Origin of the sequence: Polaribacter sp. Asnod6-C07, from assembly GCF_045063625.1 — a bacterium.
Classification (GTDB): domain Bacteria; phylum Bacteroidota; class Bacteroidia; order Flavobacteriales; family Flavobacteriaceae; genus Polaribacter; species Polaribacter vadi_A.
On record NZ_JBEFOF010000005.1, the window covers coordinates 3030623 to 3045463 of the forward strand.

Genomic DNA, 14841 nt, shown 5'->3' on the forward strand with positions numbered 1-14841 from the left:
TTCATAAATTTTAAATAAATATTAAATTTAATCCTCTACTAATTCAATCACTTTTGTATTTTTGTCGTTAAATTAAAAGAATACAATGCCTACAACACAACAATTACAAGATTTTACACAACAAGTACGTAGAGATATATTAAGAATGGTTCATAAAGTAAGTTCTGGTCATCCAGGAGGTTCTTTGGGCTGTGCAGAGTTTTTTACTTGTTTGTATCAAGAAGTAATGGATTATTCTACAGATTTTACAATGGATGGAAAAAACGAAGATTTGTTTTTTCTTTCTAATGGTCATATTTCTCCAGTTTATTATAGTGTATTGGCACATAGTGGCTTTTTTCCTGTAGAAGAATTAAATACGTTTAGATTAATTGATTCTCGTTTACAAGGGCACCCAACAACGCATGAAGGTTTAGAAGGTATTAGAATTGCTTCTGGTTCTTTAGGACAAGGAATGTCTGTTGCTTTAGGTGCTGCAGAAGCAAAAAAGTTAAATGGAGATGATAAATTAATTTATTCTTTACATGGAGATGGCGAGTTGCAAGAAGGGCAAAACTGGGAAGCAATTATGTATGCATCTGCAAAAAAAGTAGATAATTTAATTGCAACTATCGATTTAAATGGAAAACAAATTGATGGTGCTACAGATGATGTTTTACCTATGGGAAGCATTAAAGCAAAATTCGAAGCTTTTGGCTGGGATGTAATTGAAGTAAAAGATGGTAATGATATTGATGCAATTTTAGCTGGTTTAGCTGAAGCAAAATCATTAACAGGAAAAGGAAAACCAGTTTGTATCTTATTAGAAACAATGATGGGTAATGGAGTAGATTTTATGATGCACACTCATGCTTGGCATGGTAAAGCACCAAGTGATGAGCAATTAGAAAATGCTTTGGCTCAAAATCCTGCAACTTTAGGCGATTATTAAAAAATCGTTTTTTTAAATATTTAAAAAGCTTTTCAAATTATTTGAGAAGCTTTTTTTGTGATTTCATTTAGAAACGAAATGTAATATTAAACTTATATTTACGACTTTCTTAATAAAATATAATAAATGAAAATAGGTATTGTTTGTTATCCAACCTTTGGAGGAAGTGGAGTAGTAGCAACAGAATTAGGAATGGCTTTGGCAGATAAAGGTCATGAAGTTCATTTTATAACTTATAATCAGCCAGTTCGTTTAGATTATTTATCACATAAATTACATTTTCATAGGGTTGTAGTAGAAGAATACCCTTTATTTGAATACCAACCTTATGAGTTGGCATTATCAACTAAAATGGTAGAGGTTGTAAAAAAGTATGATTTAGAAGTGTTGCATGTACATTATGCAATACCTCATGCTTACGCAGCTTATATGGCTAAACAAATGCTTAAAGAAAAAGGTGTTTATGTTAAAGTTGTAACTACTTTACATGGTACAGATATAACTTTGGTGGGTAGTCATCCTATTTATAAAGCTGCAGTTGAGTTTAGCATAAATAATTCTGATGTTGTTACAGCAGTATCAAATAACTTAAAAGAAACTACCAACGAACTTTTTAATATTAATAAAAAAATTCAAGTTGTTTATAATTTTATTGATGTAGAAAAATATAGTAAAGCAGAAGAAGATGAATGTCAAAGAGGAGCTTTAGCAACATCTAATGAAAGAATTTTAACACACATTAGTAATTTTAGACCAGTAAAAAGGGTAGAAGATGTAATTAAGGTTTTTTATGAGGTTCAAAAAGAAATCCCTGCTAAATTATTAATGATTGGTGAAGGGCCAGAAAGAAAAAAAGCGGAACTCTTAACTAAAAAACTTGGCATAAAAAACAAAGTATTCTTTTTAGGGAATAGTACAGAAATCGATAAAATTTTATGTTATTCAGATGTCTTTTTATTACCCTCTGAAACCGAAAGTTTTGGTTTAGCAGCTTTAGAAGCAATGGCTGCAAAAAATGCAGTTATTTCTACTAATACAGGAGGTTTACCAGAAGTAAATTTACATGGAGAGACTGGTTTTTTAAGCAATTTAGGTGATATAGAAGATATGGCTAAAAATGCCATTTCTATATTAAAAGATGATGATGTGTTAGAATGTTTTAAGTTAAACGCAAGAGAATTTACCAAACGTTTTTCTTTGCAAAACATATTACCAGTTTATGAAGACATTTATAAGTCTTGTTATAAAAGTGAAGTTCAATAAAACATAAAAAAAACTCAAAATCTTAGATTTTGAGTTTTTTTTTATTTAAAAAATAAATGGTTTCCTTATTTTCCAAAAAGACCACCAATCATTCCACCAATTCCACTACCAGAACTATTTTTACTGCCACCTAAAAGCATACCAGCAACATCATCTACAACACTTCCATCACCATCAGAATCTAAAATTTGTTCTAAGAAATTTTGTTCGCTTTTAGTATCATTACCACCTAACATTCCTCCTAAAAGACTTGTTAAGCCACCAGAATTAGATAAATCTTTAGATTGTTTTTCTTTACCTAAATAACCCATTACTAATGGTGCTGCAATTTTTAAAATATTACTAACAGAACTTGCATCCAATCCAGATTTTTGACCAATTACTTGTTCTACACCACTTTGTTTAGCACCTAGAATATGACCTAAAATCCCTGCACCATCTTTTTTTACTGTTTCATCAACTCCACCATCAAATAAACCACTAAGGTTATTTAAAATACTACCATCATGTTTATTGTTTAATGCATTCATTAAACCTGCAGCACCTTCTGGAGTAGCTGCATTTCTTTCCATTCCTTTCATCAACAGAGGTAAAGCCATAGTTAAAACACTACTTGTTTTGCTAGAATCGTTACCTGTAGAACCAGCTACACCTGATACTATTTGTTTACCTAAATCGCTATTTAATAAATCTAATATTCCTGACATTTTATGTTTTTAATAATTAATATATAAGTTCACTAAAAATATGACACAATATAACAATAAAGTCACTTTAATTTTAAATATTTTTTTATCTTTCAGCTTATTTTTTAAATTTTAAACAACTTAATGAAGAAACTCGCTTTACATTGGAAAATTTTAATAGGAATGGTACTAGGAATCATTTTTGGTTTTATTATGAATACTGTTGATGGAGGTAAAGATTTTGTAACAGATTGGATTAAACCATTTGGAACAATTTTTATCAATCTTTTAAAATTAATTGCAGTACCACTTATTTTAGCTTCTTTAATTAAAGGAATATCTGACTTAAAAGATATTTCTAAAATTAAAACAATGGGATTTAGAACCATTTCAATTTATATATTTACAACTTTAGTTGCAGTTATTATTGGTTTAGGTATTGTAAATACTGTTAAACCAGGTAATGGAATGCCTGTAGATACCATAGAAAAAATTAAAGCAAAGTATGAAACTTCTAGCGATGTTTCTGATAAGTTAGCAAAAGCTTCTGTTCAAAAAGATTCTGGACCTTTACAAGCTTTAGTAGATATTTTTCCGAGTAATATTTTTAAAGCTTTTACAGAAGCAAGTATGTTGCAAATTATCTTTTTTGCCTTATTTGTAGGGATTAGTTTACTCTTAATACCAGAAGAAAAAGCAAAACCATTAACAAGCTTCTTTGATTCTTTAAATGAAGTGGTAATGAAAATGGTAGACTTAATTATGCTTTTTGCACCATATGCTGTTTTTGCTTTACTAGCAAATGTTATTATTGCTTTCGATGATACAGAAATTTTAGTAAAATTATTAGCTTATGCATTGTGTGTGGTTGGAGGTTTAGCAATAATGATAGGTTTCTATGTTTTATTAGTTTATGTGTATACCAAAAAATCGCCAGCTTGGTTTTTAAAACAAATAAGTCCTGCTCAATTACTTGCCTTTTCTACAAGTTCAAGTGCTGCAACTTTACCAGTAACTATGGAACGTGTAGAAGAACATTTAGGTGTAGATAAAGAAGTTTCTGGCTTTGTTTTACCTGTAGGAGCAACCGTAAATATGGATGGAACTAGTTTGTATCAAGGTATTGCAGCTGTATTTATTATGCAGGTTTTATGGCCAGAAGGTTTAACGTTAACCAATCAATTGGTAATTATAGGAACTTCAGTTTTAGCTTCTATTGGTAGTGCTGCTGTGCCAAGTGCTGGTATTGTAATGTTGGTTATTGTTTTAGAAACGATTGGTTTTCCTGCAGAATTACTACCAATTGGTATTGCATTAATTTTTGCAGTAGATAGACCTTTAGACATGTGTAGAACAACTGTAAATGTTACTGGAGATGCAACTGTAGCAATGATTGTAGCAAAATCTCTAGATAAATTACACGATCCTAAACCTAAAAATTGGGATGATAATTACGAAGCTGTAAAGTAAAATGTCTTTAAAAATAGAAAAACCTGTAGTTTCTTCAGAATGGTTATTTAATCATTTAGAAGATAAAAACTTAATTGTTTTAGATGCAACTTTACCAAAAGTAACTGCTCTAAAAAAAGAGGTTATTCAAGAAAAATATCAAATTAAAAATGCTGTTTTTTTTGATATTAAAAAGGTGTTTTCTGATGTAAATGCTCCTTTTCCGAATACAGTTTTATCAGCTAAAGAATTTGAACATAAAGCTCAAAACTTAGGTATTTATAAAGATAGCTGTATTGTTGTTTATGACGATTTAGGCATTTATTCATCACCAAGAGTTTGGTGGTTGTTTCAATTGATGGGCTTTACAAACATTGCTGTTTTAGATGGTGGTTTTCCAGATTGGGTATCAAAAGAATATGCTATAGAAAAACCAAAAGAAAAGCAGCGAGATAAAGGTGATTTTACAGCCAATTTTAAACCTGAAAAATTAAAATATACCAATGATGTTTTAGAAGCCATCAACAATAAAAATCAATTGATTGCTGATGCAAGATCTAAAGGACGATTTTATGCAACTGCTCCAGAACCAAGAGAAGATGTAAAAGGTGGGCATATACCAAATTCAGTGAGTTTGCCTTTTAATGATATATTAACTGGTGGAAAACTAAAATCTGAAAAGGAATTAAAATTAATTTTTAAAAAAATAAACTCAGAAAATAAAGAGTTAATATTTTCTTGTGGAACAGGAATAACAGCTTCAGTTTTGGCTTTAGGTGCAGAAATTGCAGGTTATAAAAATTGTGCTGTTTATGATGGTTCTTGGACAGAATGGGGTTCTACAAATAATTTACCAATAGAAAAATAATGGAAAAATTAGATTGGACAAAAAAGGAATTTGAAGCTTATGTGCTTTTGTATGCTGCACATTGTAATTTTTTTGAGTCAGAAGAAGAAGAAAAGTATATTTTATCTAGAGTAGATAAAATTACATATCATAAAATTCATACAGAAGTAGTTGTAGATTCTGATGAACAAAACTTAAACAAAATTCAGCAATATTTATCAGAAAATAAATTTAGTCAAAACGAAAAAGACGATTTAATTAGAGATATTAAAAATGTGTTTTTTGCTGATGGTTCAGTAGATGTAATTGAAAAAAAGGTTTTTAGTATTTTAAAGAAAATTATTGAATAATATTTTAATTTTCTTTTTTTTGGTTTCTTAATATACCTCAATGAAATAAAGAGAAAATATTGCATAAAAAAGCCTCATAATTGCATGAGGCTTTTTTAATAAATTTAATAATTCTTATTTTAATCTTTCTAATAAAAGTTCAGCAACTAATTCTGAAGAAGCTGGGTTTTGACCTGTAATCAACAATCCATCTTCAACAGCATAAGAAGTCCAATCTGCTTTTTTAGAGTAAATTCCACCATTTTCTTTTAACATATCTTCTACTAAAAACGGAACTACAGTTGTTAATTGTACAGCTTCTTCTTCTGTATTTGTAAAACCGGTTACTTTTTTACCATCAACTAAATAAGTTCCATCAGTTTTTTTGGTGTTTTTAAAAATTGCAGGAGCATGACAAACAGCAGCAACAGGTTTATTGTTGTTGTAAAAGCTTTCTATTAAGCTAATTGAATTTTTATCTTCAGCTAAATCCCATAAAGGACCATGACCTCCAGGATAAAAAATAGCATCAAAATCTTCTTGATTTATGGTTTCTAATTTTAAGGTTTTAGATAAAATTTCTTTTGTTTCTGCATCATTATTAAATCTTACAGTTGCAGGTGTTTGAAAATCTGCTTCATTACTTTTAGGATCAATAGGAGGCTGACCACCTTTAGGAGATGCAATTGTAATTGCTATACCTTTATCTTTTAATAAATAATAGGGTGCAGCAAATTCTTCTATCCAAAATCCTGTTTTTTCTCCTGTTGTACCTAATTTATGGTGACTTGTTAGTACAAATAATACGTTTTTCATTTTAGTGTTTTTTTCTGTGTTATTATTTAAGTTATTATCTACAGATTTATTTTCTTTTATACTTTTTGCACAAGCAGACAATAAAACTATAGCTGTAATAATTATTGATATTTTTTTCATTTGTGAATGTAGTTTTGTTTTTATGACAACAAAATTATTAACAAACGAAACACTAAAAATTGATGTATGGTAATAAATTAATTTTGCGCTATTTCTTTTCTAATTCTACTTAAACTTTCTGTAGTAATTCCTAAATATGAAGCTATATGAAAGTTTTTTACATTCTGTTCTATATTAGGATAAGTAGTTATAAATGAAAGGTATCTTTCTTTGGCAGATTGAGATAAACTAGCCAAAATTCTTTTTTGAAAACTAGTAAAAGCTCTTTCCATTTTTTTTCTGAAAAAAGTTTCTAATTGAGGAATCTCTTTGTAAAGAATCTCCATATTTTCTTTTGATATTTTATATAGCGTAGCATTTTGGATGGTTTCTATATACATTATTGCTTTTGAAGATGTAAAAAAAGCAGTGTAATCACTAATCCACCAATCATTTATGGCAAATTGCAAAGTATGTTCTTTACCAGAATTATCTATATAATAGGTTCTTAAACATCCATCAAAAACATAATATTGATTAAAAACTGTATCACCAGCTTTTAGAATTGTAGTTCCTTTTTTTAAGGTAAGTTTCTCTAGCTTATTTTCAATACATATTTTTTCATCCTTAGAAAAAGAAACATTTTTATAAATTTGTGATAGTATAGATGTATCAAGGTTCATATAATTAGAGTGTAATTAAAACTAGAAGGTAATATATAAAAATAAAAAAAAGCCTCATAAAAATGAGACTTTTAAATATTGTTTAAAGAATAAATTATTCTTTTACTTCTGGTTCTTTAACACCTAATTTAGCCATAACTAATTTAGTGATATCATACTTTTCATCTACATAAGCAAATTCATTACCTGCTACTGTTAAAATATGAGTATAGCCATTTTCTTTTACGACTACTTTAATTGCGTCGCTTAATTTTTTATACAATGGTCTCATTAACTCGTTTTGTTTTAACTGCATTAATTTTTTACCATTTGCTTGATATTGATTAAGATTTTGCTCTAGTTCAGTTAATTCTTTAATGATTGTTTTTTTCATTAAATCACCCATTTCTTTCTCTTTTTCTTTATAATCAGCAACTTTATCTTGATATTCTTTCATTTTAATTGAAAAAGAAGAATCTAATCTTACTCCATATTCTTGCGTTTTTTTAATAACAATTTTTGCCTCTGGCATTATATTTATAATATAATCGCTATTTATGGTACCAGTTTTAGTTTGCGCAATAGATAATGTACTAATAAAAGCAATAAAAAGAATTGTAATTTTTAATTTCATGATTTTAATTTTGTGAGTAACAAAGATATAAAAGCGAATGATTTATGAAAGTGAGTTGTTCATAAAAAAAGTTAAAAATTTAACTTTCTGAAACAGTGGTGTCTTCTATGGTTTTAATAATAGTGTTGATGTCCGTTTTATAATCAAACCTTAAAGTTTTTTCATCTTTTTTAAACCAAGTTATTTGTCTTTTTGCAAATCGTCTTGTATTTTTTTTGATTTCAGAAATTGCAAATTCTTTGGTAAACTCATCATCAAAATAAGAAAATAATTCTCTGTAACCAACAGTTTGCAAGGCATTTAGGTTTTTATGTTTATGTAATGCTTTTGCTTCTTCTAATAAACCATTTTTAATCATTAGATCTACTCTTTGGTTAATTCTGCTATAAATAATTTCTCTATCTGCAGTTAAACCTACTTTAATACTATTAAAATTTCTAGGTACTTTTGGCTTATTTTTAAAAGTAGAGTAGGGTGTATTTGTACCAATACAAATTTCTAAAGCTCTCATTATTCTATGAGGATTATCGATTGCAATGGTGTTGTAAGTTTCTATGTCTAATTTCTTTAGTTTTTCTTGTAGATACTCAATTCCTTTTTCTTCTAGTTCTTTGGTTAAATCTATTCTGATTTGTTTATCCACTTCAGGAAAATAATCTAACCCTTTTAAAACAGCATCTACATATAAACCACTACCACCAACCATAATCTGTACATGGTTCTCTGAAAATAAATCATTTAACTTGGCTAAAGCATCTCTTTCAAATTGCCCAACATTATAGTCGTCAAAAATACTTCTGTCTTGTATAAAGTGATGATTTGCTGCTGCTAGTTCTTCTGGTTCTGGTACAGCAGTTCCTATGGTCATTTCTTTATAAAACTGTCTAGAATCGCAAGAAATAATATCACTTTTAAAATGATTTGCCAATTGTATACTTAAAGCAGTTTTACCAATTGCTGTAGGTCCAACAATTGTAATTAAGGTGTTTTTGTGTTGTGTCATTCGTTTAAAATACTACCACAATGATAACAAAAAGTGGCATTTTCTTTATGATTATCTTTTAAACAATTTGGGCAAGATTGCGTATTTGTATGATGTTCGTTAGCCGTTTTTGTCATTTCAGAACTTACAATTCCTGTTGGTATTGCAATAATAGAATATCCTAAAATCATAATTACACTTGCAATTAATTGTCCTAAAGCTGTTTGTGGAGCAATATCTCCAAAACCAACAGTAGTTAATGTTACAATAGCCCAATAAATACTTTTCGGAATATTTGTAAAACCATTTTCAGCACCTTCTATCATATACATTACTGTTCCTAAAATGATACAAACGATTAAAACAAAAAATAAAAAAACAGCAATTTTAGCTCTACTCGCTTTTAATGCTAAAAGCAATTTGTTAGATGCACCTATATATCTGGCTAATTTTAAAATTCTAAAAACTCTAAGCAAACGCAAAGCTCTTAAAGCTACTAAACCTTGCGAGCCTACAAAAATAAATGATAGGTAAATTGGTATAGTTGATAAAAAATCTATAATTCCATAAAAACTAAAAACATATTTAAGTGGTTTTTTTATAGAAATAATTCTTAAAATATACTCAATACTAAATAAAATGGTAATAATCCATTCACCAATATATAAAGCATCATGGTATTTTGCATCAAAACTTACAACACTTTCTAGCATTACTAGTAATATACTAGCAATAATGGCAATCAATAAAATAACATCAAATAACTTTCCTTCTGGGGTATCTGCTTCATAAATTATTTCATGAAGGCGAAATTTCCAAGAAGTTTTTTTAGTAGAATTCTTCAAATTTTGTTTAAATTTCTATTACAATACTACAAATATTTAGTGGATTTATAATTTTTTTTACCTCATTTTCTCTTTGTTTATAAGGAATTTGATTTTTTTTTGAAAAAAAACAAACTTTTTTAAAACCGTACTTATAATTACCTCGTAAGTATATGTGAGATTCAATTAAAATAACTTAAAAAACTCACACAATGAAAAAAACAAAAATTTTAGCTGCAACTGTTTTCGCAGCAATTATCGGTTTAATTACAATTGCAGCAGATCATATTGATGCTCCTGCAGTAAGTGGAACATCAGCAGACATTACAGACTTCTATGCTTTTCAAGGAGAAGACACAAACAATTTAGTATTTGTAGCAAACGTACAAGGATTATTAAGTCCGGATGCAACTACTGCAGCTTCTTTTAGTGAAAATGTTATGGTAGAATTTAATATTGATACCAATGATGACAAAATAGAAGATTTGGTTATACAAGCAATACCAAGAGATGGTAAAATGTATTTCTTTGGTCCTTATGCACCAACAACAACAGGACTAAATAGTATGATTAATGAATTGGCTACAAAATCTGAAGTAGCAATTTCATCTTCTTCTGCAATTGTTGCTAATCAAAATGGAATGAAATTTTTTGCTGGACCAAGAGATGATCCTTTCTTTATGGATTTTGCACAATATGGAGAAATTATAGGTGGTAATGCATCTGGTTTTAACAGTCCTGGTTCAGATACTTTTGCGGGTACAAATGTAATGTCTATAGTTGTAGAAGTGCCAAAAAGTGAAATTGGTGGTTCTGGTACAATTAATACTTGGGTAGAGGCAAAATCAAAACAATAATAAACTAACTAACAATTTAAAATATAGAATTATGAAAATTTTTAAAATAAAATATATAGCAATAGCAGTTGCATCACTTCTTATGGTAAGCTGTAATAATGATGATAACATGATAGAAGAAACTTCAATTGATTTTTCTGGAACTTTTGTTCAAGAAGATCAAATGGGTAGACCAGCAGTAAATACAGTTTTTGTTTCTTCTGATAGTAAAGATGCTTTTAATACTACAATACCTTCTCAACAAGGAGCAATGTTTCAGTCAATGTTTCAGGCTAATTTAACAGGTTTAAGCCCTGCTTATGCAAATGATGGTGATGCAAATGCATTAGGTTTAGACGCTGCTACTTTTACAGGTTTATTAGCTACAGACGTTTTAAATGTGTCTTTAGATGGTACTACAACTTTTTATGATGGTACTAACGTTTTAACAGGTAGAGCTTTAGCAGATGATGTGATTACTGTTGAATTATTATTGATTTTTGGTGGAGAAGATTTTTCTGAAAACCCTAGTTTATCTAATGATAATGTAGATGCAAATGATAAAGAATTTTCAGATTCTTTCCCTTATTTAGCTTCACCTTGGTAGATTAATAATCTAAAATTTACCTAAAAGAATTCCCCCAAAATTCGGTAATATTTAAAATCAACCCCTAAAAAAATACTGGCGTATTTTACTACGCCAGTTATTTATAAAACAACTTTAAACTACAAATCATGAAATACATCCAACTTATTTTAGTATTTGTAACTTTTTCTATAACAATCAGTTGCAATAAAGAACAAACCAAACAAATAACAAATCCATACGAATATCAAGCGTATTTAGAATTAAATAAAAACAGTGCTTTAGAAAGTGTAAATAAAGAATTAAATTTTTGGGCAAACAAGTTAGAAAAATCACCTAATCAATATCCATATCATTCAAAAATAGCTAGTGCAAATTCTCAAATTTTTAAATTAACAGGTAATATTACTCAATTAAAAAAAGCCGAAGAAAATTTATTAGTAGCAAACAAAAAAACTAATTTTAATAACGCTGGTTATTTAAGAAGTTTAGCAAGAAATTACATTTCTCAACATCGTTTTCAAGAAGCTTTAGAGTTGTTGTTAAAAGCAGAAAAAAATGGAGAAAACTTAAAGCAGACCCATTTTATGTTGGTTGATGTTTATTTAGAATTGGGTAGTTACAAAGAAGTTACAGCATATTTATCCAAAGTAAAAAACTTTAATAATTTCGATTATTTAATAAGGTTATCTAAATACAATGATCATTTAGGTAATTTAGATAATGCCATTAAATATTTAGAAAGCGCTTTAAAGATTGCAGAGACTACTAAAAATAAAACTTTAATTCAGTGGAATTACACAAATCTTGCAGATTATTATGGTCATGCAGGTAGAATTAAAGATTCTTATAATGCTTATATAAATGCTTTAAAAATTAACCCAAATAATAGTTATGCGAAAAAAGGGATTGCATGGATTGTGTATTCTTATGAGAGAAATCCAGAAGAAGCTTTAAGAATTTTAAATGCTATTCAAAAAGAAAATACTTCTCCAGATTACTTTTTATTAAAGCTAGAAATTGCAGATTTTATGGGTAATGTTGCAGAAAAAGAAGAACAAACAAAAAAATATTTAGAGGCAGTTTCTAACGAAAAATATGGCGCAATGTATGCTAAATACAACGTTATTTTATTTGCAGATAGTAACAATAAAAAGAAAGAAGCCATAGAAATTGCCAAAAAAGAAGTTATGGAAAGACCTACAGCACAATCTTACGATTTATTGGCTTGGTCTTATTATAAAAATGGTGAAACTAAAAAAGCATTACAGATTTCAGAAAAACATGTAATTGGTAAAACTTATGAGCCAGAAGCTTTGTTGCACACTGCTTTTATTTTAAAACATAATGGTAAAATACTAGAAGCTAAAGAGATAAAAAACGAGTTATTAGAAAGTGTTTATGAGTTAGGTCCTTTAACAGAAATTGAGGTAAAAAACATTTAAATTCGCGAAAATTTTATAAAAAAATGAAAAATAGATTCATATTATTCGTGGTTTTTATCTTCAGTTTGCAAACTATTGGACAAACTTTAAAAGGAAAAATAATAAATCCGTTTAATGAGCCTTTAGAAAATGTTTATGTGGTAAACGAAGCATCTAATACACATACACATACCAACGAAAATGGAAATTTTACGTTAGACAAAACACAGATTAATAGTAGCATTCAAGTAAGTATTCTTGGGTACGAAAAAATGACAATTAAAGTGATGCCAGAGCATTTAAAAAATGGAATAACAATCACTTTAAAAACCAAAATTTTTCAATTAGAAGAATTGGTTTTGCGTAAAGAAATAAATGCTTTACAAACTATTGCAAGAGTAGATTTACAGCTAAACCCTGTAAATAATTCGCAAGAAATATTAAGAAAAGTACCAGGTTTATTTATTGGGCAACATGCAGGTGGAGGAAAAGCAGAACAGATTTTTTTAAGAGGTTTTGATATAGATCATGGAACAGATATTACACTTTCTGTAGATGGTATGCCTATAAATATGGTTTCGCATGCACATGGTCAAGGTTATTCTGATTTGCATTTTGTAATTCCAGAAACCATTAAAAATATCGATTTTGGTAAAGGACCTTATTATGCAAATCAAGGTGATTTTAACACAGCTGGTTATGTAAATTTTGCTACAAAAACAGCCATCAACAAAAATATGGTTTCTGTGGGTTATGGAGATTTTAACTCATTAAGAACTGTTGCAATGTTCAATTTATTAGAAAATGTAAAAAATGATGATGCTTATGTAGCTTTAGAATATATTGAGTTTGATGGGCCTTTTGAATCGCCACAAAACTTTAACAGACTAAATTTATTTGCAAAATACAACACGTATTTAAACGGAAAAGATAAGCTGACTTTAACAGCATCTCATTTTACAAGTGCTTGGGATGCTTCTGGGCAAATACCAGAAAGAGAAGTTGCAAATGGTAACATTACACGTTTTGGTACTATTGATGATACTGAAGGTGGTTTTACTTCTAGATCTAATATAAATGTACAGTTGCAAAAAACTTTAAATGATAACTCTATTTTTAAAGCCAATGCATTTTATTCAAATTATAATTTTGAGTTGTATTCTAACTTTACTTTTTTCTTGGAAGATCCTATAAATGGAGATCAGATAAAACAATTTGAGGATAGAAATATTTATGGGATGAATGCTAAAATCATTACCGAAAAAAAATATGGAAATGTAGAGGCAAAATTTACCAAAGGTTTAGGTTTACGTTTTGATGATATTAAAGACAATGAATTATCACATACCAAAAATAGAAGTGAATTATTAAATAGAATTCAGTTTGGAGATGTACAACAAACTAATGCTTATGCCTTTTTTAATTCAGAATTTGAAATTGGTAAATTTAAAATATCACCAGCATTAAGGTTCGATTATTTTAAGTTTTTATACAATGATAATTTAAGTACAACTTACGAAACATTGAGTAAAACTAAGGCAATTGTAAATCCGAAGTTAAATTTTTTATACACTCAAAACGATAATTTACAATGGTTTTTAAAATCAGGAATTGGATTTCATTCTAATGATGCAAGAGTAGTTTTACAGCAAAATGCTGATAAAGTTTTACCAAGAGCTTATGGTGTAGATTTTGGTAATGTATGGAAACCTTCTAAAAATTTGGTTCTAAATACTGCTTTGTGGTATTTATTTTCTGAAGAAGAATTTGTGTACGTAGGTGATGCTGGTATTGTAGAACCATCAGGAAAATCTGAACGTTTTGGAGTAGATTTAGGAATAAGATATCAGTTAACTAATAATATTTATTTTGATACAGATGCAACTTATACAAAAGCAAAAAGCTTAGAAAACATAGTTGGAGAAGATTACATTCCTCTAGCACCGAATTTTACGATGTCTGGAGGAATATCTTTTTCGAATCTTGGTAATTTTTCAGGAGGTTTAAGATATAGATATTTAGGAGATAGAGCTGCAAACGAAGACAATAGTATAATTGCAGAAGGTTATTTTGTGAGCGATTTAAATGTTAATTACAAAGTAAATGATGTAACCTTTGGTGTTGCTATAGAAAACCTTTTTGATGTAGCTTGGAATGAAACACAATTTGCAACAGAAAGTAGGTTACAAAATGAGGCAAATTCTGTAGAAGAAATACATTTTACACCTGGTACACCATTTTTTGCAAAAGCAACAATTACATATCAATTTTAGTATAAATAACTCAAGAATTGAAAAGTTATCAAAATAAAAATAGTGAAATATTATAATAAAGTTAACCTGTTGTTTGGTTAGTTTAGTTGGATGGAAGTGCCTGTTACTTCATTGTAATGGGCATTTTTTTAAATTATAAAAATTTAAATTAAGTTTGGTTAGTTTGATTTTAGATGAAATGCCTATTACAATTTGTAATA

At 28.6% G+C, this 14841-nt stretch carries 15 protein-coding genes; 9 read left to right on the forward strand and 6 right to left on the reverse strand.

Annotated features, from left to right (window positions below):
• Nucleotides 1–85: 85 nt before the first annotated feature.
• Both ACJJVK_RS13150 and bshA read left to right on the forward strand, forming a co-directional pair.
• Nucleotides 86–931: a transketolase gene (locus tag ACJJVK_RS13150; protein ID WP_405566543.1), complete on the forward strand. Its 846-nt coding sequence runs from the start codon at nt 86–88 to the stop codon at nt 929–931.
• 126 nt (nt 932–1057) lie between these two features.
• Nucleotides 1058–2194: an N-acetyl-alpha-D-glucosaminyl L-malate synthase BshA gene (bshA, locus tag ACJJVK_RS13155; protein ID WP_405566545.1), complete on the forward strand. Its 1137-nt coding sequence runs from the start codon at nt 1058–1060 to the stop codon at nt 2192–2194.
• Nucleotides 2195–2259: 65 nt separating this feature from the next.
• Here the strand turns inward: bshA and ACJJVK_RS13160 are convergent, their stop codons facing one another.
• The gene (locus ACJJVK_RS13160) at nt 2260–2901 is read right to left on the reverse strand and encodes a DUF937 domain-containing protein (protein ID WP_405566548.1); all 642 of its coding nucleotides are present in this window, start codon (nt 2899–2901) and stop codon (nt 2260–2262) included.
• Nucleotides 2902–3024: 123 nt separating this feature from the next.
• On the opposite strand from ACJJVK_RS13160, the gene ACJJVK_RS13165 reads away from it, so the two are divergent.
• Genes ACJJVK_RS13165 through ACJJVK_RS13175 form a run of 3 tightly spaced genes read left to right on the forward strand, consistent with a single transcriptional unit; the run spans nt 3025 to nt 5526 of the window.
• Nucleotides 3025–4350 carry a dicarboxylate/amino acid:cation symporter gene (locus ACJJVK_RS13165; RefSeq protein WP_405566551.1) on the forward strand — a complete coding sequence of 442 codons (1326 nt, stop codon included), beginning with the start codon at nt 3025–3027 and terminating at the stop codon, nt 4348–4350.
• A 1-nt stretch (nt 4351) separates the two neighbouring features.
• The gene (locus tag ACJJVK_RS13170; protein WP_405566554.1) at nt 4352–5197 is read left to right on the forward strand and encodes a sulfurtransferase; all 846 of its coding nucleotides are present in this window, start codon (nt 4352–4354) and stop codon (nt 5195–5197) included.
• The gene (locus ACJJVK_RS13175; protein WP_215995539.1) at nt 5197–5526 is read left to right on the forward strand and encodes a hypothetical protein; all 330 of its coding nucleotides are present in this window, start codon (nt 5197–5199) and stop codon (nt 5524–5526) included. The genes ACJJVK_RS13170 and ACJJVK_RS13175 overlap by 1 nt, the downstream gene beginning before the upstream one ends.
• Before the next feature lie 114 nt (nt 5527–5640).
• On the opposite strand, the gene ACJJVK_RS13180 is transcribed toward ACJJVK_RS13175, so the two are convergent.
• From ACJJVK_RS13180 to ACJJVK_RS13200, 5 genes are all read right to left on the reverse strand, one after another.
• Entirely contained in the window at nt 5641–6441 is an 801-nt protein-coding gene (locus ACJJVK_RS13180) for a type 1 glutamine amidotransferase domain-containing protein (protein ID WP_405566557.1), read from the reverse strand.
• A gap of 77 nt (nt 6442–6518) precedes the next feature.
• The gene (locus ACJJVK_RS13185; RefSeq protein ID WP_405566560.1) at nt 6519–7103 is read right to left on the reverse strand and encodes a Crp/Fnr family transcriptional regulator; all 585 of its coding nucleotides are present in this window, start codon (nt 7101–7103) and stop codon (nt 6519–6521) included.
• 94 nt (nt 7104–7197) lie between these two features.
• Nucleotides 7198–7716, reverse strand: a complete 519-nt coding sequence (locus tag ACJJVK_RS13190) for an OmpH family outer membrane protein (RefSeq protein WP_215995536.1) — start codon at nt 7714–7716, stop codon at nt 7198–7200.
• A gap of 79 nt (nt 7717–7795) precedes the next feature.
• Nucleotides 7796–8719, reverse strand: coding sequence for a tRNA (adenosine(37)-N6)-dimethylallyltransferase MiaA (miaA, locus tag ACJJVK_RS13195; protein WP_405566564.1), 924 nt, complete (start codon nt 8717–8719; stop codon nt 7796–7798).
• Nucleotides 8716–9543, reverse strand: coding sequence for an ion transporter (locus tag ACJJVK_RS13200; protein WP_215995534.1), 828 nt, complete (start codon nt 9541–9543; stop codon nt 8716–8718). The genes miaA and ACJJVK_RS13200 overlap by 4 nt, the downstream gene beginning before the upstream one ends.
• Before the next feature lie 191 nt (nt 9544–9734).
• Between ACJJVK_RS13200 and ACJJVK_RS13205 the strand changes: the two genes are divergently transcribed.
• The 4 genes from ACJJVK_RS13205 (at nt 9735) to ACJJVK_RS13220 (ending at nt 14641) form a co-directional block, all read left to right on the forward strand.
• The gene (locus ACJJVK_RS13205) at nt 9735–10379 is read left to right on the forward strand and encodes a DUF4331 family protein (protein WP_405566567.1); all 645 of its coding nucleotides are present in this window, start codon (nt 9735–9737) and stop codon (nt 10377–10379) included.
• Nucleotides 10380–10410: 31 nt separating this feature from the next.
• A complete protein-coding gene (locus tag ACJJVK_RS13210) occupies nt 10411–10965 on the forward strand; it encodes a DUF4331 family protein (RefSeq protein ID WP_405566570.1) in 555 nt (184 codons plus the stop codon).
• Between the two features lie 128 nt (nt 10966–11093).
• Nucleotides 11094–12389, forward strand: coding sequence for a tetratricopeptide repeat protein (locus tag ACJJVK_RS13215; RefSeq protein WP_405566573.1), 1296 nt, complete (start codon nt 11094–11096; stop codon nt 12387–12389).
• A gap of 23 nt (nt 12390–12412) precedes the next feature.
• Nucleotides 12413–14641, forward strand: a complete 2229-nt coding sequence (locus ACJJVK_RS13220; RefSeq protein ID WP_405566576.1) for a TonB-dependent receptor — start codon at nt 12413–12415, stop codon at nt 14639–14641.
• Nucleotides 14642–14841: the final 200 nt, after the last annotated feature.